17 protein-coding genes and 1 pseudogene are annotated in these 18,720 nt (G+C 60.2%); 9 read left to right on the top strand and 9 right to left on the bottom strand.

All coding sequences use genetic code 11. The features are described 5' to 3' along the window. Positions 1-140: 140 nt before the first annotated feature. From C4N04_RS29785 to C4N04_RS29765, 5 genes are all read left to right on the top strand, one after another. Complete coding sequence (locus C4N04_RS29785; protein ID WP_077993092.1) at positions 141-1,076, top strand: pirin family protein; 936 nt, start codon at positions 141-143, stop codon at positions 1,074-1,076. A 90-nt stretch (positions 1,077-1,166) separates the two neighbouring features. Next, positions 1,167-1,469, top strand: coding sequence for a hypothetical protein (locus tag C4N04_RS29780; protein WP_077992946.1), 303 nt, complete (start codon positions 1,167-1,169; stop codon positions 1,467-1,469). Between the two features lie 115 nt (positions 1,470-1,584). Then, positions 1,585-2,250 (top strand): TetR/AcrR family transcriptional regulator C-terminal domain-containing protein, encoded by a 666-nt coding sequence (locus tag C4N04_RS29775; RefSeq protein WP_199852515.1) that lies wholly within the window; start codon positions 1,585-1,587, stop codon positions 2,248-2,250. 50 nt (positions 2,251-2,300) lie between these two features. Next, positions 2,301-3,320 (top strand): ketol-acid reductoisomerase, encoded by a 1,020-nt coding sequence (gene ilvC / locus C4N04_RS29770; RefSeq protein ID WP_004668557.1) that lies wholly within the window; start codon positions 2,301-2,303, stop codon positions 3,318-3,320. Between the two features lie 266 nt (positions 3,321-3,586). Continuing rightward, entirely contained in the window at positions 3,587-4,435 is an 849-nt protein-coding gene (locus tag C4N04_RS29765; RefSeq protein ID WP_106797695.1) for a glycosyltransferase family 25 protein, read from the top strand. Here C4N04_RS29765 and C4N04_RS29760 read toward each other — a convergent pair. Both C4N04_RS29760 and C4N04_RS29755 read right to left on the bottom strand, forming a co-directional pair. Then, positions 4,362-5,756 carry a HAMP domain-containing sensor histidine kinase gene (locus C4N04_RS29760; protein WP_106797694.1) on the bottom strand — a complete coding sequence of 465 codons (1,395 nt, stop codon included), beginning with the start codon at positions 5,754-5,756 and terminating at the stop codon, positions 4,362-4,364. The genes C4N04_RS29765 and C4N04_RS29760 overlap by 74 nt on opposite strands. Beyond that, positions 5,743-6,420: a winged helix-turn-helix domain-containing protein gene (locus C4N04_RS29755; RefSeq protein ID WP_039620784.1), complete on the bottom strand. Its 678-nt coding sequence runs from the start codon at positions 6,418-6,420 to the stop codon at positions 5,743-5,745. The genes C4N04_RS29760 and C4N04_RS29755 overlap by 14 nt, the downstream gene beginning before the upstream one ends. Before the next feature lie 304 nt (positions 6,421-6,724). Here C4N04_RS29755 and C4N04_RS29750 point away from each other — a divergent pair, with 304 nt between their 5' ends. Both C4N04_RS29750 and C4N04_RS29745 read left to right on the top strand, forming a co-directional pair. Further along, a complete protein-coding gene (locus tag C4N04_RS29750) occupies positions 6,725-7,786 on the top strand; it encodes a polysaccharide pyruvyl transferase family protein (protein WP_106797693.1) in 1,062 nt (353 codons plus the stop codon). Between the two features lie 115 nt (positions 7,787-7,901). After that, a complete protein-coding gene (locus C4N04_RS29745; RefSeq protein ID WP_039620780.1) occupies positions 7,902-9,203 on the top strand; it encodes a Coenzyme F420 hydrogenase/dehydrogenase, beta subunit C-terminal domain in 1,302 nt (433 codons plus the stop codon). On the opposite strand, the gene C4N04_RS29740 is transcribed toward C4N04_RS29745, so the two are convergent. From C4N04_RS29740 to C4N04_RS29730, 3 genes are read right to left on the bottom strand one after another with little or no spacing between them, the layout of a single operon-like run. Next, positions 9,177-10,151 (bottom strand): beta-xylosidase, encoded by a 975-nt coding sequence (locus C4N04_RS29740; protein WP_039620778.1) that lies wholly within the window; start codon positions 10,149-10,151, stop codon positions 9,177-9,179. The genes C4N04_RS29745 and C4N04_RS29740 overlap by 27 nt on opposite strands. Positions 10,152-10,184: 33 nt before the next feature. Beyond that, positions 10,185-10,784, bottom strand: a complete 600-nt coding sequence (locus C4N04_RS29735; RefSeq protein ID WP_106797692.1) for a histidine phosphatase family protein — start codon at positions 10,782-10,784, stop codon at positions 10,185-10,187. Further along, positions 10,781-11,884 (bottom strand): inositol-3-phosphate synthase, encoded by a 1,104-nt coding sequence (locus C4N04_RS29730; protein ID WP_106797691.1) that lies wholly within the window; start codon positions 11,882-11,884, stop codon positions 10,781-10,783. The genes C4N04_RS29735 and C4N04_RS29730 overlap by 4 nt, the downstream gene beginning before the upstream one ends. Positions 11,885-12,024: 140 nt before the next feature. Here C4N04_RS29730 and C4N04_RS29725 point away from each other — a divergent pair, with 140 nt between their 5' ends. Next, positions 12,025-13,773 carry a hypothetical protein gene (locus C4N04_RS29725; protein ID WP_106797690.1) on the top strand — a complete coding sequence of 583 codons (1,749 nt, stop codon included), beginning with the start codon at positions 12,025-12,027 and terminating at the stop codon, positions 13,771-13,773. Between the two features lie 28 nt (positions 13,774-13,801). On the opposite strand, the gene C4N04_RS29720 is transcribed toward C4N04_RS29725, so the two are convergent. The 3 genes from C4N04_RS29720 to C4N04_RS29705 form a co-directional block, all read right to left on the bottom strand. Next, positions 13,802-14,545, bottom strand: a complete 744-nt coding sequence (locus C4N04_RS29720) for a TIGR04290 family methyltransferase (RefSeq protein WP_106797689.1) — start codon at positions 14,543-14,545, stop codon at positions 13,802-13,804. Between the two features lie 479 nt (positions 14,546-15,024). Then, complete coding sequence (locus C4N04_RS29710) at positions 15,025-15,612, bottom strand: class I SAM-dependent methyltransferase (protein WP_106797712.1); 588 nt, start codon at positions 15,610-15,612, stop codon at positions 15,025-15,027. A gap of 83 nt (positions 15,613-15,695) precedes the next feature. Then, positions 15,696-16,796, bottom strand: a complete 1,101-nt coding sequence (locus C4N04_RS29705; RefSeq protein WP_106797687.1) for a branched-chain amino acid aminotransferase — start codon at positions 16,794-16,796, stop codon at positions 15,696-15,698. Positions 16,797-17,112: 316 nt separating this feature from the next. Between C4N04_RS29705 and C4N04_RS29700 the strand changes: the two genes are divergently transcribed. Further along, positions 17,113-18,333 (top strand): PLP-dependent aminotransferase family protein, encoded by a 1,221-nt coding sequence (locus C4N04_RS29700; protein ID WP_106797686.1) that lies wholly within the window; start codon positions 17,113-17,115, stop codon positions 18,331-18,333. 280 nt (positions 18,334-18,613) lie between these two features. Here C4N04_RS29700 and C4N04_RS29690 read toward each other — a convergent pair. Continuing rightward, positions 18,614-18,720: pseudogene (locus tag C4N04_RS29690) on the bottom strand (IS110 family transposase); the annotation flags it as partial.

Here is an 18,720-nt window from a genome sequence, read left to right as displayed (position 1 = left end):
CCCAGGCGCCAGTGGTGACGCAGTTTGAAAAGGTGCCGAAAAAAGGCTTCGTGCGGCTCGTGTGAAGTCCAATTCGGGCACAGGCTGGCTTCGCCTTGACTCATCGGTTTCATGAACGCCAACAGAAAAGGACGATGTGCATGAGTTGGAACCCCGGCATTGAACCAGGATGCCCTGATCAGATCAGTGTTGATGCAATCGAAACGCTAATCGTTCCCCGAGCTCGCGATCTCGGCGGTTTCGAGGTCCGGCGCGCTTTGCCGGCGCCGAAGCGGCAGATGGTCGGACCGTTCATCTTCTTCGATCAGGCCGGGCCAGCCGAATTGTTGACCGGTCAGGGGATCGATGTTCGGCCGCACCCGCATATCGGTCTTGGCACCGTCACGTATCTCTATCGCGGCGACTTCCACCACCGTGATAGCACCGGAGCCGACCAGATTATAAGGCCGGGGGAGTTGAACTGGATGGTTGCGGGCCGCGGCGTATCCCATTCGGAGCGTACCAGTGCGGCGGCTCGAACCGGCCCGAACAGCTTGTTTGGAATTCAGACTTGGCTGGCTCTGCCAGAAAGTCATGAGGAGATGGCGCCCACGTTCGAGCATCACGGCGAAGCTGCGTTGCCGATGATCGAGGATGGGGGCGTTTCAGTACGACTGATCCTGGGAAGCGCCTACGGAAAACAGGCGCCTGCGACGATGTTCTCGGAAACCTTCTACGCTGATGTGAAGCTGGAAGCAGCCGCCCTTCTGCCGATGCCGGACAATCATGAGGACCGGGGCATTTACATCGTCGAAGGTTCAATCTCGATCGCCGGCCAAGAGTTCAGCGCGCCCCAAATGATGGTGTTCCGCCCCGGAGACAGGATTACTGTAGCGGCCGGTGGCGGAGGGGCGAGGATTATGATCCTTGGTGGCGCGACCCTCTCGGGACCCAGATACATCTGGTGGAATTTCGTCGCCTCGTCGAAGGACCGCATCGAAGACGCTAAGGCTGAATGGCGAGCACAGAATTGGGGCGAAGGACGCTTCGACCTTCCGATTGATGACCGGGATGAGCATATCCCACTGCCGGATTGATGGAGGATACCTCTCTCGCGAGGGGCGCGAGCGTGTGCTTCCCGAACGTCCGGGCGCCATAGTGGGATTCGAAAAATTTGGACATACGAAATGAGCAACAAATGGCCCCGCCTCGACTACTTCAGCTGGCGCGAGCCGTGTAAAACATTGCAGCCGTCGTCTCATCAGCCAATGTATTGCCTGATGTGTGGTGCGGACTCGGACACCTTCGAAGGAGGCGATCCTGACATCGCCTATGCCGTGATCCGCAACTGCCAGAACATTGCCTCGCACTACTGGTCAGCAGATATTGAGCCCATCCATCAAGGGAGAATGAGCGGAAGCAATAGAGTGCTCGGCGTTCCGCTCCCAATGCATGTGGAAGCTTTTGAACACCCGGCGCGCTACGCCTGATGCGCCCCGCAATTCGGCCCATCAGATTTTCCCAACTAAAATATTTGCCGGGCCTGCTTGACGGCCCGATCGGTTTGCCGCATAAAGCTCACGAACCGTACCGTACGGTACGTATATGGGAGCCGCGACCGTGTCTGTCGATACTGCAGAGCCGAGCGAATTTTCGCCGCGCCAGAACGCCGTTTTGGAGCAGGCGCTGCGGTTGCTCGTCGATGGCGGCGAGAAGGCGCTGACGACCTCTGGTGTCGCGCGTGCCGCCAATTGCTCCAAGGAAAGCCTCTACAAGTGGTTCGGCGACCGCGACGGTCTGCTCTCGGCGATGATCGCCTATCAGGCGAGCAAGGTGCGCACCTTCGAGCGCAACGGCGAGCGGCTGACGGCGGCGAGCCTGCACGATCATGTCGTGATCTTCGCCCGTGACCTGCTGGAGGTGCTGGCCGGTGATGTCTCGCTGGCACTGAACCGGCTCGCCATCGGCCAGTCCCATCGCGACGGCTCGAAGCTCGGTAAGCTGCTGCTAGAGCGCGGCCGCCGCCAGATCGACCGGCGCGCCATGGCGCTGATCGATGCCGGCAAGAGGGCAGGGCTCCTGCGCTTTGCCGATGCCGACGAGGCCTATCATACGCTTTACGGCCTTGTGGTCTCCGACCTGCATGTGCGCATGCTGCTCGGGGAGCCCGGCCTCAAGGATACCGCGCGCCAGGCGGAGAAGGCGGTGACCGCCTTCCTGCGGCTTTACGGCACGGAAAGGGTACTGGCGGAGATGCCGGCTCTCGGCTGATTTCGCCTTAATGACAGTCAACAGGACAAGCACAAGGGAAGGAACTTCAAATGCGCGTCTATTACGATCGTGATGCCGATCTCAACCTCATCAAGGCCAAGAAGGTCGCCGTCATCGGCTACGGCTCGCAGGGCCGCGCCCATGCGCTGAACCTGAAGGACAGCGGCGCCCAGAACCTCGTCATCGCTCTCAAGGCCGGTTCGCCCACAGTCAAGAAGGCTGAAGCCGACGGCTTCAAGGTCATGACGGTTGCCGAAGCCGCCGGCTGGGCCGACCTGATGATGATGGCGACGCCGGACGAGTTGCAGGCCGACATCTACAAGGCCGATATCGCGCCGAATATCCGCGACGGCGCTGCCATCGCCTTCGCTCACGGCCTCAACGTCCATTTCGGCCTGATCGAGCCGAAGGCTTCGGTCGACGTCGTCATGATCGCGCCGAAGGGCCCGGGCCACACGGTTCGCGGCGAATACCAGAAGGGTGGCGGCGTTCCCTGCCTCGTTGCCGTTCACCAGAACGCTTCCGGCAACGCGCTTGAACTCGCTCTCTCCTACGCTTGCGGCGTCGGCGGCGGCCGTTCCGGCATTATCGAAACCAACTTCCGCGAAGAGTGCGAAACCGACCTCTTCGGCGAACAGGTCGTTCTATGCGGCGGCCTCGTCGAGCTCATCCGCGCCGGTTTCGAAACGCTGACCGAAGCCGGTTATGCGCCTGAGATGGCCTATTTCGAATGCCTGCACGAAGTGAAGCTGATCGTCGACCTGATCTATGAAGGCGGTATCGCCAACATGAACTACTCGATCTCCAACACGGCCGAGTGGGGCGAATATGTCACGGGCCCGCGCATCATCACCGAAGAAACCAAGGCCGAGATGAAGCGCGTCCTGAAGGACATCCAGACCGGCAAGTTCACCTCCGAGTGGATGCAGGAATACCGCTCGGGCGCGGCCCGCTTCAAGGGCATCCGCCGCAACAACGACAGCCACCAGATCGAGGAAGTCGGCGCCAAGCTGCGCGGCATGATGCCCTGGATCGGCAAGAACAAGCTGGTCGACAAGAGCGTGAACTAAGCGATTGCGCTGATATTGAACGGGAGGCCGGGGTGAAAGCTCCGGCCTTTCTTGTTTTGACAGGCCTCATTCTCAACTCGGCGTCATCCTCGGCCTTGCGGTGGCCGGCCGCCATCTCGAACCCTCATTCGCACATCACGCTCCCGCGGCATGCTTCCTCAAGAGGCCGGCACGCCTTACGGAATTGTATAATTCGCGAGAAGTCCCCGTGAGTTTTCGGGCGCAGGCTTGGTGCCATCATAGCCACCAAGTCGAGGCCAGCTCTCATGAATATGCGCGCCACCCTAGCCGCCACCATCGTTTCGCCAGTCCAGCCGGTCAGCCTGCGGATCAATACCTACCTCATCAACCTCGACCGGGCAGAGCTTCGCCGATTTCGCATGGAGCGCCTGCTGTCCGAGATCGGCATAAGCTTCGAGCGGGTGGCGGCCGTCGACGGGGTCGGCATATCCCTGCCGCGCCGCGATTTCGACGGGCAATCCTATCTGCTCCGGCATGGCCGTTCGCCGAATCCTTTCGAGATCGGCTGCTATCTCAGCCATGTCGAGTGCGCGAGAAGGTTTCTTGCCGGCAACGGCGAATTTGCTCTTATTCTCGAAGACGATCTCGATTTCGATGACGATTTCGCCGAGGTGCTCGCCGCCGCGCTCGAGCAACACGCATCCTGGGATATTTTACGTCTTTCGACCGTGAACTCAGGGCGCAAGCATAGGGTGGAGCCGCTCACAGCATCGCGCTCGCTGGCGATCGCGCTCACCCGCGAGAAGGGATCGGGCGCTTATTTGATCAATCGTAAGGCAGCCGGCTGGATCGCCGATGTGCTCGTTCCCATGCGGCTGCCCTATGATCTCGCGCTCGATCTCGAATTCGACGAGGGGCTGCGGGCCTGTTTCGTCGATCCGGTTCCGGTCAGCCAGCGGGCAGATCCGCATTCCCAGATACAGGCAGGGCTCTCGACCTACCGCCTTGGCCGCCGCCGGCCATGGAGCGTCCTGCCGTATCGCGCGGCGGCGGAAGTGCGCCGGTTCTCGGTGCGCTTCGTCAGGCTTGCGGCGCTGCGGATGCGGGGCTGGAAAGATGAGACGGCAGCAGCGGGAAGCCTATCGAAACGGTGAGGCCGGGATGGTTGTCGCCCATGGCGATCTCCGCCGAGTGCAGGTCGGCGACCGCCTTGACCAGGCTGAGGCCGAGGCCGCTGCCTTCCGTGGTGCGGCTCTTGTCGAGGCGGTAGAGACGCCGGAACACCTTGTCCCGCTCCTCGGCGGGAATGCCCGGTCCGCTGTCGGCGACCGACAATATGGCGCGATCGGCATGCCGGCGAAGGGACAGCGTGATGACCGTTCCGCCGGGGCAGTGGTTGATAGCGTTCTCCACCAGATTGGCGGTCATCTGCGTCAGCAGATCGCGATCACCCCAGATGAGCGCGGAGCAGCGCTCAGCGATTGCGAGAGACTGGCCGGCGTCTTCGGCGACATCGGCATAGACCTCGGAAATGACGGCGAGCACATCGTCGACGTTGGTCGTCTGGAAACGCTCCTTGCGGGCGCCGGCCTCGATCTGGGAAATGCGCAGAAGTGCTGCGAAGGTCGCGTTGATCCGGTCGCTCTCGCTTCTCGCCTCGTCGAGGAGAGCCGAAACATCCAGTTGCCGGTCGTTGAGCGTCACGGCAGCATCGAGCGTCAGGCGCAGCCGGTTGAGAGGCGTCTTGAGATCGTGGGCGATATCGGCGCTCACCTGCCGCATGCTCTCGACCAATGTCTGGAGCCTGTCGAGGGCCGCATTGATCTGGATTGCCACCGTATCGAGATCGTCGCCGTTTCCGGTGATCGGAATGCGAGCCTGCAGGGCGCCGTGGGCGACGTCGTTCATGGTGTTGGTAACCCGGTCCAGTCTCGCCTGAGCGCGGAATGCCAGGAAGACGCCGCCGCCGATGGCAGTCGCCACAGCGATCGCGGCAGCCCATTCGAAGCTGATTAGAACGATCCTCAGCATTTCGTCGACATCGTTGAAATTTTCGGCGACCACCAGCGTATAGGGACCGATCGCCGAGACCTGCATGCGGTAACGTTCGTGCCCCTTCAGCCCGACGTCTCGCGACGTGACGGTATAGACTCCGTTCGGGATGCGGGGCGCGGCGAAATTGCCGGCAAGTTTGCGCCCGCCTGCATCCATCAGCGAGTAGAGCCCGTCGGAGGTCGATTGGAAGCTCGCATAGTTATTGAGCGTGTTGATCAGATCTTCGGTATCATGCGGCTGGTAGGCCGAGGCGATCAGCGAATTCATCTCGTGAAGCGATTGTTCCAGGTCGCGCTCGAGGCCGGCGCGCAGCATGTGGTACATGATCGTACCGCTGAAGATGAAGGTGGCGACGAAGAGGACGCCGAAGGTGACGGCAAGCCGGAACGGCGTGCTCCTGCGCAGCTTAGCGAGGCGCATGCAGGCTGTATCCGGTGTTGCGGACGGTGTGCAGAAGCTGCGTTTCGAAGGGCTTGTCGACCTTCGCCCTCAGCCGGCTGATATGGGTCTCGACGACGCTTGTCTTCGGGTCGAAGTGAAAGTCCCAGACCCGCTCCAGCAGCATCGTCTTGGTGATGACCCGGCCTTCACCGCGCATCAGCACTTCGAGCAGGGTGAATTCCCGCGGCTGCAGCTCGATGATCTGCCCGGCGCGGCGGGCCTCGCGCCGGATGAGATCGAGCTCGAGATCGGCGACCTTCAGGACGGTCTTCTGCTCCTGCACCGGCGGCCGACGGCCGAGGGCGTTGACGCGGGCGAGAAGCTCGGAGAAGGCGAAGGGCTTGACCAAATAGTCGTCGCCGCCCGCTTCCAGCCCCTCGACGCGATCGTCCACGCCGCCGATCGAGGTCAGAAACAGCGCCGGCGTGCCGACCTTGGCGGCGCGCAACGAGCGGACGATCGCAAGACCATCGAGACCCGGCAGCATGCGATCGACGACGATGACGTCATAGGCTTCCCGCTGCGCCTGAAAGAGGCTGTCGCGCCCATCGGCGAACACGTCGCAGACATGGCCCGCCTCGAAAAAGCCCTTGGAGACATAGTCCGACGTCTTGGCGTCGTCTTCGATAAGCAGGATCTTCATCAGCCTGATCGTTCCCGCAACTGTGGAGGCTAAAACCTAGTCGACGGCATGCCCTGGCCACAACATACCGATTGGTAAGGTTTGGCGGGGCACGCTGGAGGGGCTGCGAGGAGGCCGTCTGGCCGACAATCGAACACCGGCTGGTGGTGGTCACATCATTTTGCGACTGTCGCGCTGCCGGTTCTATGCGAATTGTCGCGCAGGAAGACATCTGATTTCGAACCAGGAGGTGCCCTTCGGTTTGTTGGGAACGTAACTGGAGTTGATCGGTTAGGGGACCTCATTCGATCACTTCAGGGACCAAATGCCTAAGGTCGGAATTCTAACCTTTCATCGCTGCATAAATTACGGTTCCTACTGGCAGGCACGGTGTCTGGCCGAAGGCCTCGCGTCGATGGGAGTAGAAGCCGTCCTTCTGGAACACATGTCCAGTCGCGTGAACCGTGCGGAATGGCGCTGCGCGCTGCAACCGCTGCTTCCTGCGGCAACGCCGATGGAAGATTACCCGCTCTATAAAGCGAAGATCCGAAAATTCTTTCGCTCCTTTGCTAGCTTGCCTCTTTCATCGCCTTTTCCCTTGGAGAATCCAGCCGCAATGGGTGACTATTCGCTGATCGTCGTCGGCAGCGACGAGGTGTGGAACCTGCGCCATCCCTGGTATGGCGGCTATCCGGTGTTCTATGGAGAGGGCCTGCGATGCGGGCGCATTGTCTCCTATGCCGCGACGTTTGGAAGTCTGACATCGTCGGAGCGGTTGCAGGGGTGGGCGGAGAAGCTGCGAAAGTTTTCCCACATTTCGGTCCGGGACCTGCATTCGGAGCGGATCATCCGCGAGAGGTTGGGGCTGGAGCCAGAACTCGTTCTGGACCCGTGTCTGCAATTTCCGCAGATGGTGACCGCGAGCAGAGGTGATGGGGAGGCGGCATCCTATATTGCCGTCTACGGGCACAGTTTTCCAACGTGGCTCCAGGATGCGGTGCGCCGATGGGCAGGAGACCGGGGCTATCCGCTTGTCAGCATCGGCTATCGGAACGAATGGGCCAACGAGCAATGGATTGATGCCGGGCCGGAGGACTTCGCCAGGTTCATTTCCGAAGCGAAGGCCGTCGTGACGAACTTCTTTCACGGATGCGTGTTCTCGCTTGTCAACGAGAAGCCGTTTGCATGTGTCCTTTCCGATTACCGCTCCAACAAGATTCGCGATCTAACGCAGCTTGTCGGAGCCGAGCAACATGTTTTGACCGAAGATACGACCCCGTCGCAGGTGGAAGCTATCCTCGGCAACCCACTTCCTATGGACATTGCGCGACGAATATCTTTCTTGCGTGATACGTCCAACGCCTATCTCAGCCATGCCTTGCAATAGCTCCGGTCAACAGAAGCGGCTGACGCCGGGCATCGCCCCCAAGGATATTACAGGCTCCGGCCTCTGCATCGGCTGCGGCTCCTGCGTTGCCAAGTCAGCGCGGCCTGATGTGCGGATGGAACTCGACCGGTACGGCCAGATGAAGCCCACGGCCCCCAGGACTTGGTTGCAGGGCCGCGATGAAGAGTTTGCCCGAATTTGCCCGTTTTCCCCGGAGGCTCGGGACGAGGACGAATTGGCGGCCCAATATTTTTTCCGCGCGAAAAACCGACACCCTCTGCTGGGTCGTTTCGAGGCTGCCTTTGTCGGCCATGTCGAGGAAGGGGAATACCGTTCGAACGGCAGCTCCGGGGGCATGGTCACCTGGGTGGCGGCTGAATTGCTGCGCCAGGGACTTGTCGACTGTGTCGCTCACGTCAAGGAGAGCGATGATCCGCAATCGGAAGGACGCCTGTTTCATTATTCGCTGTCACGTAATCTGCAGGAACTTCAGGCGGGCGCCAAATCTCGATATTATCCCGTCGAGCTTTCCGGCGCGCTTCAGTCTATTCGCGAGGCGCCCGGGCGGTATGCCGTGGTAGGTATTCCCTGTTTCATCAAGGCGGTGCGACTGGCCTGCGCCGATGACCCGATATTGAAGGAGCGAATTGCCTTCACGCTGGGGCTGTTTTGCGGCCATATGAAAAGCGCGCGCATGGCCGAGAGCTTTGCGTGGCAGATGGGTCAGGACATCAGGCAGGTTAAACGGCTCGACTACAGGAAGAAGGCCCCGGATCGTCCGGCGAATTGGTATCGGGCCGAACTGACCCTCGAAAACGGAGAGACGCGTGCGCGGGACTGGTGGCATCTGGTCGATGGGGACTGGGGCGCCGGCTTTTTTCAGAATCCCGCCTGCAATTTTTGCGACGACGTCGTTGCAGAAACGGCCGATATCGCTTTCGGGGATGCTTGGAAGGAGCCCTACTCCTCTGATGGAAGAGGAACGAACGTGGTGATCGTCCGCTCGAAAGTACTTCTAGATGCGGTCCATGCGGGGATCGATGAGAAGAGGATCGCGCTGTCTTACGTCGATTCCGACTTTGTTGTAGCCACTCAAGCCGCCGGATTCCGCCAGCGCCGCGAGGGTCTCTCATTCCGGTTGAGCTGGCCTCGTATGGGTATGCGCCCGCGCAAACGCCTCCGTGCCGGCAGCCACGGCCTGTCTCGGCAGCGCATGGCGGTGTACATCATGCGCTATGGGATCAGCTTTTGGAGTCATCGCGTCTTTTCAGTCGCCAATCTCCTGCATTGCCCCAGACTTTACATGCTGTGGGCGCGGGCAGCCCTGGCTTGCTATCAGGGAGTGGCTTATTCCCGGGGGCCGATTGGCAGGATAGCCCAGAGCTTGGGTTTATCCGGCTCCGAGGGACGATCGTGATTCAAACCCCAGCAATCGGGCGGCTGACTTGGCAACGCGTGACACATATCCGCTATCCCTGCGCGGTGCATAACGCTCGACCATTTCCTCGCAGAACATGGCGAATTCTTCCGGCACCAGAGGCGCACTCGTATGGTGCGGCGCGATACCTCTATGCTCCGGCGTGAAGCAGAATGTCACCGTTACGTCGAAGTCTTCGAGGGCCCGCATCTGTCGGTCGAACCAATCGAGGGCATTGGGCCGGAACCGGTCCGCCCAGGAAAGTCCGGTGCGGACGGATTTCACGCCCAACCGGCTCATCCAGGCAGCGGCCTCATCCAGCCGCGGGTCTTCGAAGTGGAACCATTGCACCAGCCCGAAACCCGGCGTGTGTTTGGCAAACTCCTCCAGCGCCGCTTTGGGCGTTCCATCTTCGCGCAGAAGGCCCATATAGTAGTGCCGATAGTAGGAGGAGCCTTCGGCTTCGCGATGACGCGTTGTTGCCTCCCATGATCGGGGGAGGTCGTAGAGGCTGTACCATTGGCAGCGCTCGACTCTACCCTTGAGCAACTCGGCGGTTCGTTGCAGACCCCACAACTGCACTTCCTCCGCACCGAAGGTCGAGACACCCACTTCGCTGACCCAGATCGGCAGATCGGTGACAGCGCGGATTTCGTTGATTTTCTCCGGCCACTCATGAATCTGCCAAAGGTTCCAGTCGAGGGGGAAACCATGCAGCGCGACCGCATCGAGGTGATCGAGCACGCCGTAATTCTGCATGCGGCTGATGAAGAAGGGGTCGATTGGCGATATTCCGCCGAGCACCTTCGTCAATTCCGGATTTTTGGCTGCGATGGCGTCGGCCGCGAGGATTGCCATTTGCGCAAACAGGCTCCATTCAGGATCGATCTCAGGATCCCAGTGCGATTTATTGTTCGGCTCGTTCCAGATCATTGCAGCTTCGATCATTTGGCTTCCCCGTGGCAGGATTTAACGGACGGGTTACAAGGTCACTTCGTTGAGCGTCATCACTTTTGCACCCCAGTCGCCGATCACAACCGTCGTGACGGAGGCGGGCGCAATATCAAATCTTGGCCAAGCATCGATCGGTAGTCCCAGCACATGACTGACAGCCGCCTTGATGACATCGGCATGTGACACCAGGGCTATTCGCCGATCGTTACCGTCGCTGACCAGAGTCTCGATCAGGCCGAAAATCCGAGTTTGGACGTCCAGCATCGTCTCGCCTCCTGGCGTGCGGGTGAGGCTGCGTGTGGTGTTCCAGCGGCGCCACTGCGGATCGTCATTCAGAACTTCGAACGTCTTGCCGGACCAGTTGCCGAAGTCTACCTCGTCCAAAGCAGCGTCTATTTGCGGCAGAGCCAGACCACAGGCTGATGCTATACCTTCTGCCGTCTCCCGTGTTCGTTCGCGCGGGCTGGTGTAGATCTCATCGATGTCCCCACGACGCAGCCTCTGCCCGAGACGCTGAACTTGCGCGCGGCCGGCTTCGCCAAGCGTAATACCAGCTGTACGCCCCGCCAGGTAATTCCCGACACTGTCGTGCGCGGCGTGACGTACCAGGAAAAACGTTGCCGTCATTCCGCGGCTCCGCGCAGAACATCCTCCTGGTCATCGATGAAATCCTGCGTTCGGCGGCGGGCCTCGTGATCGGTGAATTGTTGCGGCGGCGATTTCATGAAATAGCTCGACGGCCCTGTCAGGGCTCCGCCCAGACCTCTGTCGAGGGCCAGTTTCGCGCAGCGTATTGCATCGATGACCACGCCGGCGGAATTGGGGGAGTCCCACACCTCGAGCTTGAGCTCCGCATTGAGCGGCACGCCTCCGAAGGTCGTACCCTCGAGACGAATATAGGCCCATTTCCGATCGGTGAGCCATGGAACGTGGTCACTTGGCCCGACATGGATATCGTCAGCAGGAAGCGGAATATCCAATTGGCTGGTGACCGACTGGGTCTTGGAGATTTTCTTCGATTCCAGCCGCTCGCGCTCCAGCATATTGAGAAAATCGGTATTTCCGCCAAAATTGAGCTGATAGGTGCGATCCACACGGACGCCCCGTTCGCGGAAGAGATTGACGAGCATTCTGTGGACGATCGTGGCGCCAACCTGGCTTTTGATATCGTCGCCGATGAGCGGCAGCTTGCGGGCAGCAAACTTCTGCTGCCATTCCGGTTTGGAAGCTATGAATACCGGAATGCAATTGATAAAGGCGCAACCGGCCGCCAGCGCTTGTTCGGCGTACCATTTCGTCGCCTGTTCCGAGCCGACGGGAAGATAGGAAACCAGCACTTCCGTCCGGGTTTGCCTAAGGATTTCCGCCACATCCGCTGAAGGCTCGGTCGACTCCTCGATGCGATCCTGAAGATACTTGCCTATCCCATCCATCGTCCTGCCGCGTTTCACCTCGACCCCCATCGGAGCGACATCTGCGAAACGTTGGGTGTTGTTTGGCTCGGCGTAGATCGCTTCGGCGACGTCACGCCCAACCTTTGAAGCCGCGACATCGAAGGCGGAGGATATCGCAATGTCGTGCACGTGATATCCACCGAGATCAATGTGCATGAGGCCTGGAACCGGCTCGTTTTCCCGGGCGTTATCATAGTAGGTAAGTCCTTGAACCAATGACGAGGCGCAATTGCCAACTCCCACCAATCCAACGCGAATGGATTTTGAACGCATGGCTCCCTCCAGGGGCTGCTTGCTGCGGCATCTACAAAGCTAACAAGCGGGAACCGCAGCGGTTCCCGGCCTTTCCGATTTTTTCAGACTGACGCCTGCAATCAGTTCGGGCAGGCATTGCGGCAAGGAAGGAGGAGCGGATGCTCGTCTATGGTGATGTCGAGCACATCGAGAGCGCGGCAGCAGTACGCGCATCCATTTCAAGCCTGATGGTGGCGTGCATCGAAATGCAGCCAAGCCGCCAGCGCCACGAAACCCTGGTTCGAACCTTCATCCTGACTGGAGAACTGGTCCAGGGATTGGCCGATCAGGAATTCGCAAGCAAAGGCGCCGACGACCTGTCCGAGCTTCAGGAAGCAGGCGCGAAACTTCTGCTCATGCAAGCACGCGCGATCATGCAATCATGGCGAAACGGGTTTGCCGGCATTTTGTCCTTTCCGGAGGATTGGGCAGCCGAACTTGAGTCTCTAGACAGCGCCGAGCCGGTGCGGATGAAGCGCGCAGAGGGCTACGCCTTTTATGCCTTGTATCCCGAGAGCTATATCGAGGCGGGTTCGATCTCAAATCTGACGCCAAAAACAGTCGTCATAGGGATACGCAGCATCGGGACCGGGCTCGCGGCCCTGGTTTCCGCAGCCTTGGGTGCCAAGCCTGCCTATTCGCTGCGGCCAACTGGCCACCCCTTCGAGCGGCAGCTGCACGTCACACCGGCTCTTTCCAAGCGCATTCTTGCGGAGCCTGAAACTCATTTTGCCATCGTCGATGAAGGGCCGGGACTGTCGGGGAGTTCGTTCGGCTGCGTCGGGGACTGGCTGCAGGCTAACGGTGTGGCATCTGGTCGGCTTCATTTTTTCCCGAGCCACGCAGGTGAACCAGGCCCGCATGCAAGCGCGCCGCATCGGACCCGATGGCGAGATCGGCCGCGCCACGTCGTCAGCTTCGACGATCTTTTCGTCGAGGCCCAACACCCAGAACATCGTCTGCACACATGGGCGGCCGATGTTGTCGGTGTTTCGGGATCGTCGTGGCGGGACCTGTCAGGCGGCGCATGGCGCGCTGCGCGTTATCGCGATCCGTCACTTTGGCCGCCGAGCTATATGCAGATGGAAAAACGCAAATTCCTGATGGAAGCCGAAGGAGGGGCCTGGCATGTCAAGTTCGCCGGGCTCTGCGGGAGCGACGTGGACAAGGCAAGAAGAGGCTCTTTGCTGAGCGAAGCCGGCTTTATTCCGAAGATTGTCGGCACCTGTTACGGATTTATCGTCGACGAATGGCTGGATGGAACAGCCCTCGAAACCAGCGGTCCGAAGAGGCGCCACATCGTGGATCACCTTGGACGTTACCTCGGTTTTCGCGCCCGTCATCTCCCGGCACGAAACGGCGGCGCCTCGATCCAGAAACTTCGCGAAATGGCTGTTTTCAATGTTGGGGAAGCGGCAGGACCGGACACCGCCGAAAAATTGAGGCGCGTGATCGGCACGCCCGAGCGGCTATCCGGACGATTGCGACGCGTCGATACGGACAACCGGCTTCACCCATGGGAGTGGCTGACCACCGCGACCGGGCGCATCATGAAGACGGATGCGCTCGACCACAATGCGGCCCATGATCTGGTTGGCTGCCAGGATATTGCCTGGGACGTCGCGGGTGCCTGCGTGGAATTTCAACTCTCGAGCAAGGAGCGCGATCACCTTGCCGATCTCGTCGGTCGGGAAGCGGACTGCGATTTGCGCGACGATGTACTCAGGTATTTCGAGGCATGTTATCTCGGTTTCCAGATAGGTCTGTGGTCGCAGGCGAAAGCCAGCGTGGATGGCGCCGAGACGGAGCGCATCGAAAGCACCATCAAACGTTACCTGGACCGCTTGCCGGAATTGGTTGGACCCTGACTGCGGAAGCAGTCTGGAGTGAAATCTATCAGCAAAGCGACGGAGGCGGTTCCGCCATCGGGTGGCGGGTTCCGTGTTCTACCAGATAAACTTCCGGTTCCGGATTGGCACGAATGATAAACCCGGCGCTTCTCAGCATCGCCTCGACGGCCGCCTTGTTCGGAATGAACCAGTTGGTGGGATCGCCTGCGTAACGTTCTTCCACAAAATAGAGCTTCGGAAAGCCGCGCTGCTCAAATATCACCGTGTCGGAGAAATCATAATCTTCGCTGAGCGCCGCGATTTCCACTTCACCCCGCTGCATGCATTGAAACAGCATCTTCCCGCCGACGACATGCTGATGCAGTAGGTCGAGCGCCAGTAGCGGATGCCGCAGGTGATAAAGAACACCCATGAAAAGGACCAGGTCGAATCTCTCTTTGAGTTTTTCCACCTCGTAGACCGACATCAGCTTGAACTCGATATCCTCACCGGCCTGTCTGGCCGCGAACTCGGCTTGCCTGAGATAATGGGGGTCAGAATCGATTCCGACGACCCGCCCGGCATTTCTTCTCTTCATTTCAAGCGAGTAGAACCCGGCGTTGCAGCCGATGTCCAGAACGCTGCACCCGCGGAGATCTTCAGGCACAACCTGCTGAAAGTGGGCCCATTTGAAAGACGGGTAGTCGCCAAGGAAATGATCGGGCGCGGTCTGAACGCCGTTAATTCGCAGATTGTGAAACCACGGGCCCAGGGCTGCGATGTCGCTTTCCAGTCGAGCCTTCTCGTTCATTCCCTGCTCCAATCCGTAAGCGTCGGTTATTCTTTCGACTGCCTCGCCGAGAGGTGTGTTCGGCTACGTTTGAATCTTCTAATCGCCGACCGTATTTGCTCGACGGATCGAGGGCCAATCCCCGGTAGCTGGAGGAGTTCGGCGTTCTTCATGTCTGCCAGTTGGCTCATCCGGTGAATTCCACTTCTGGCGAGGGAACGGGCGATCCATCCAGGGAGACAGGTGGTCAATAAGAGATCTTCGGTATCTCTCCCACCAATCTTCGTCCGCTTTTGAGATACCTGCGGCATGTTCAGCTTTAGCCGGGTTCGTCAGATTGTGATCGAACCCTCTTGATGGTTTTCGGTTCCCGCTGAAGAAGAAAAATCCGGAACGCCCTTGCCGCGGTGGACGAAAACCCTTCGCGAAGTCGGTCCGCGGGACCGGACGACGAGCACGTCGGCATTTGACAGGCTAACGGCCGAACTTGGGGCTCACCGCTATCGTTGCGCACTCACCGTCAGCCAGCGTGTTGGCTTTCCGTCATATCCGCCGCCGTCGCTTTCCTCGACGGCTATGTTGCGCCAGCCGCTCGCCGTCAAAAGCGCCGACAGCCAATCGGCGGAGGGATAGTTGTAATAGCGCGCGAAGCCGTCATGACCTTCGGCTTCTCCCGCCTTGAAGCTTGCGTGGAGGATGCCGTCGGTTCTGAGCGCACGGCGGACACGGGTGAAAACGTCGGCGAGTTCGGATCTCGGAACATGGAGCAGGCTCGCATGCGCCCAGACGCCATCGTAGGCGCTGTCGGCGTCGAGTTGCTGGAAGAGCATGACCCTGACCGGCCTGCCGATCAGCATTTCCGCCTGTCTTGCAAGCTCGGCCGAGCCGTCGGTCGGTGTCACGTCGAAACCCCGCGACAGCATGTAGGCGCTGTCCTGCCCGCCGCCGCAGCCGAGTTCGAGGATTGCCGCACCCGGTGCGAGACGCGCGAGGAAGGCATCGAGCTGCCGTTTCGGCAGGCTGCGTGCCCGGTTGGCGTATGTCTCGGCGTTTTCCTCGTAAAAGGCTGAGGTACGGTCAGGAGGCATGTGGGTCGGCCGCTCGGGGATCTTGGTTGGAGCGGCGCCCCGCATATCGGTGTTGACGCCGCCGTTCGCGTGAACGGGCGAGTTCAGGTCGCGATGAGGCGCGTCCAGCCGTGCTCGTCGTTCGTTACGCCCTTCTGCAGACTGACGAGCTGCTGGCGCAGTTCGCTGGTCAACTTGCCGGTCTGTCCGTCGCCGATCAGAAACTCGCCGCCGGCATGTCGAACCAGGCCGATTCCCGCCAGGACTGCGGCGGTGCCGCAAGCGAAGGCTTCGACGAGCCTGCCGCTGGCAGCGTCGTCTTGCCATTCGGTAAACGAGTAGGGGCGCTGGTCGACGCGCAAGCCCCTCTCTTCGGCGAGCACAATCACGGAGGCCCGGGTGATGCCCGGCAGGATTGTGCCGCCAAGGGGCGGGGTGACCACCGATCCATCGTTCATCACGAAGAAGACGTTCATGCCGCCGAGTTCTTCGACCCAGCGATGCTCTGCGGCGTCGAGGAAGACGACCTGATCGCAACCCTTCTTCGTCGCCTCGGCTTGCGCCACAAGGCTGGCTGCGTAGTTTCCGCCGCATTTCGCGGCACCAGTGCCGCCGGCGGCCGCGCGGGTGTATTCGGTCTCGACCCAAAGAGAGACGGCCTTCGCGCCGCCCTTGAAGTAGGCGCCGACCGGAGAGGCGATGATGCAGAAGACATATTCCTGGGCCGGACGAACGCCGAGAAACGCTTCGTTGGCGAACATGAAGGGGCGAAGGTAGAGGCTGGCGTCGCCTGAGGGGATCCAGGCCTTATCGACACGGACCAGTTCCTCGACCGCCTTCAGGAAGAGTTCTTCGGGCACGGGAGGCATCGCCATGCGGTTTGCCGACTGCGCGAAGCGGCGTGCATTCTCTTCAGGCCGAAAGAGCAGAATTCGGCCATCGTCCGCCTTGTAGGCCTTCATGCCCTCGAAGATCTCCTGCGCGTAGTGCAGCACGGCGCTCGCAGGATCGAGTTCCAGGGGCCGCCTCGGCGTAACCTTTGCATCGTGCCAGCCCTTCTCGGCCGTCCATCGTGCCAGGACCATATGATCCGTGAAGAGCTTGCCGAAGCCTGGCGTCTCTAGTGCCTGGATACGTTCGGCGTCCGAGACGGGAGATTTGTGAAGTTCGATTTTGATTTCCGGAGAGGCCGACGTCACGGTCATTGCTGCACCTTGATAGTAAATTGAAGAGTGGCGGCGACACTACCGCCGCCGAGCCGGTCTTGGAAAGGCCTGAATCAGCCGGTTTCGGCTTTGATCAGAGGAATAATCACTCGATGTGGCTGGCGTCGAGCAGCAAATCCGGGACCGAGCGCCTTCGATATCGCATGGCGTCAACGTCAAGTGAGATCCGGACCATCCAAGGCTTTGGAATATGAGATCTCCAACATGTCACCATGACAAGAAAATAGGTCAGTATTATTGACATAATTTCCGCCGCATGGTTTGTCGGCCGTATAGAAAAAATATGAGGAAACCCATGCTGAACTGGGACACCATGTTTGCATCGCGCGCGTCGCGCATGCGCGCATCCGAAATTCGCGAGCTCCTGAAACTTCTCGACCGGCCCGACATCATCTCCTTTGCCGGCGGCATTCCCGATCCGGCGCTGTTTCCGGATCAGGAATTCAAGCAGGCCTACGCCGATATCTTCGCCGGTCCTGCCGTCAATTCGGCGCTGCAATATTCGGTCAGCGAAGGCTACAAGCCCCTGCGCGAATGGCTGGCCAAGCAGATGGCGGCCCTCGGCATTCCCTGCGAACTCGACAACATCTTCATCGTCTCCGGTTCGCAGCAGGGGCTCGATTATCTCGGCAAGCTGTTCCTGTCGCCTGGTGATACCGCGCTGGTCACCTGGCCGACCTATCTCGGCGCGCTGCAGGCCTTCAACGCCTATGAGCCTGCCTATGACCAGCTGACGCCACGCGGCAACCGGACGCCGGAATCTTATCGCGCGGCGGCAGCCACCGCCGGCGGCAAGGTGAAGTTTGCCTATCTTTCTGCCGATTTCTCCAATCCGACCGGTGAAACGGTCGATCTCGCCGGCCGCAAGCAGGTGCTGGCGCTTGCCGAAGAACTCGACGTCGCCGTCATCGAAGACGCGGCCTATCAGTCGCTGCGCTATGACGGTGAGCCGATCCCGCCGATCCTGGCGCTGGAGATTGCCGAGAAGGGCCATATCAACGACACGCGCACGATCTATTGCGGCAGCTTCTCCAAAACGCTGGCGCCCGGTCTTCGCGTCGGCTTCATCGTCGCCAATGCGCCGGTCATCCGCAAACTGGTGCTGATGAAGCAGGCGGCCGACCTGCATTCCTCGACGATAAACCAGATGGCGATCAGCCATGTCGCCGAACGTGGCTTCGATGCGCAGGTCGGCAAGATCAAGGCCGCCTACAGCCATCGGCGCAACTGCATGCTGGCGGCGCTTGAGAAATATATGACCGAGGGGACCAGCTGGACGAAGCCGGAAGGCGGCATGTTCATCTGGATCACGCTGCCGGATGGCATGGATGGCGCCAAGCTCTTGGCGAAATCGCTCGAAACCGCCAAGGTCGCCTTCGTACCCGGCAAGGCCTTCTTCGCCGACGGCTCCGGCGCCAACACCTTCCGCCTCAGCTTCTCCTGCGCCAACGAGCAGATGATCGAGGATGGCATTGGCCGGTTGGGCAAGCTGATCGCCGATGAGATTGGCGGGTGATTGCTGCGGGCAGGGCGAGACGCTGCCACGAGTCCCTTCTCCCCGCCGGGGAGGAGAGAAGGAGCGCGCCGCTTCTATCGATATCACTTCTCCGCCAGGAGGGATGTGTCACGCAGCGGCATTCACCACCGTCCCTCATTCCTGTGCTCGTCACAGGAATCCAGCCACGGCGCGGCCGCGCCGTGATTGACTCTTACGCGTGAAGGCTTCTCTCGTGCCCAAGGACTTGGGCACGCTGGATTCCTGTGACGAGCACAGGAATGAGCGACTATCTGGATTGTCAAGTTGCATATTCGAATTCTCTTCGCGCGTCTCGTGCTTTTGCATTGAGAATAACCAGGAGTTTTCGGGCGAGTGCGATGCGGATGACCATTTTGGGTTTGCCGG

Origin of the sequence: Rhizobium sp. H4 (assembly GCF_003013335.1) — a bacterium.
Taxonomy (GTDB): Bacteria; Pseudomonadota; Alphaproteobacteria; order Rhizobiales; family Rhizobiaceae; genus Rhizobium; species Rhizobium sophoriradicis.
Note: the sequence above shows the minus strand (reverse complement) of the source record. Positions and strands in the feature narration are given on the sequence as shown.

Excerpts from the sequence above, each read along its gene's own strand:
- C4N04_RS29755 (WP_039620784.1), bottom strand. The coding sequence starts at position 6,420 with ATGAAGATCCTGCTTATCGAAGACGACGCCAAGACGTCGGACTATGTC.
- C4N04_RS29720 (WP_106797689.1), bottom strand. The coding sequence starts at position 14,545 with ATGAACGAGAAGGCTCGACTGGAAAGCGACATCGCAGCCCTGGGCCCG.
- C4N04_RS29775 (WP_199852515.1), top strand. The coding sequence starts at position 1,585 with ATGGGAGCCGCGACCGTGTCTGTCGATACTGCAGAGCCGAGCGAATTT.
- C4N04_RS29710 (WP_106797712.1), bottom strand. The coding sequence starts at position 15,612 with ATGCCTCCTGACCGTACCTCAGCCTTTTACGAGGAAAACGCCGAGACA.
- C4N04_RS29740 (WP_039620778.1), bottom strand. The coding sequence starts at position 10,151 with ATGATCGAAGCTGCAATGATCTGGAACGAGCCGAACAATAAATCGCAC.
- C4N04_RS29785 (WP_077993092.1), top strand. The coding sequence starts at position 141 with ATGAGTTGGAACCCCGGCATTGAACCAGGATGCCCTGATCAGATCAGT.
- C4N04_RS29735 (WP_106797692.1), bottom strand. The coding sequence starts at position 10,784 with ATGACGGCAACGTTTTTCCTGGTACGTCACGCCGCGCACGACAGTGTC.
- C4N04_RS29730 (WP_106797691.1), bottom strand. The coding sequence starts at position 11,884 with ATGCGTTCAAAATCCATTCGCGTTGGATTGGTGGGAGTTGGCAATTGC.
- C4N04_RS29705 (WP_106797687.1), bottom strand. The coding sequence starts at position 16,796 with ATGACCGTGACGTCGGCCTCTCCGGAAATCAAAATCGAACTTCACAAA.
- ilvC (WP_004668557.1), top strand. The coding sequence starts at position 2,301 with ATGCGCGTCTATTACGATCGTGATGCCGATCTCAACCTCATCAAGGCC.
- C4N04_RS29760 (WP_106797694.1), bottom strand. The coding sequence starts at position 5,756 with ATGCGCCTCGCTAAGCTGCGCAGGAGCACGCCGTTCCGGCTTGCCGTC.
- C4N04_RS29700 (WP_106797686.1), top strand. The coding sequence starts at position 17,113 with ATGCTGAACTGGGACACCATGTTTGCATCGCGCGCGTCGCGCATGCGC.
- C4N04_RS29745 (WP_039620780.1), top strand. The coding sequence starts at position 7,902 with ATGGAACTCGACCGGTACGGCCAGATGAAGCCCACGGCCCCCAGGACT.
- C4N04_RS29750 (WP_106797693.1), top strand. The coding sequence starts at position 6,725 with ATGCCTAAGGTCGGAATTCTAACCTTTCATCGCTGCATAAATTACGGT.
- C4N04_RS29725 (WP_106797690.1), top strand. The coding sequence starts at position 12,025 with ATGCTCGTCTATGGTGATGTCGAGCACATCGAGAGCGCGGCAGCAGTA.
- C4N04_RS29765 (WP_106797695.1), top strand. The coding sequence starts at position 3,587 with ATGAATATGCGCGCCACCCTAGCCGCCACCATCGTTTCGCCAGTCCAG.
- C4N04_RS29780 (WP_077992946.1), top strand. The coding sequence starts at position 1,167 with ATGAGCAACAAATGGCCCCGCCTCGACTACTTCAGCTGGCGCGAGCCG.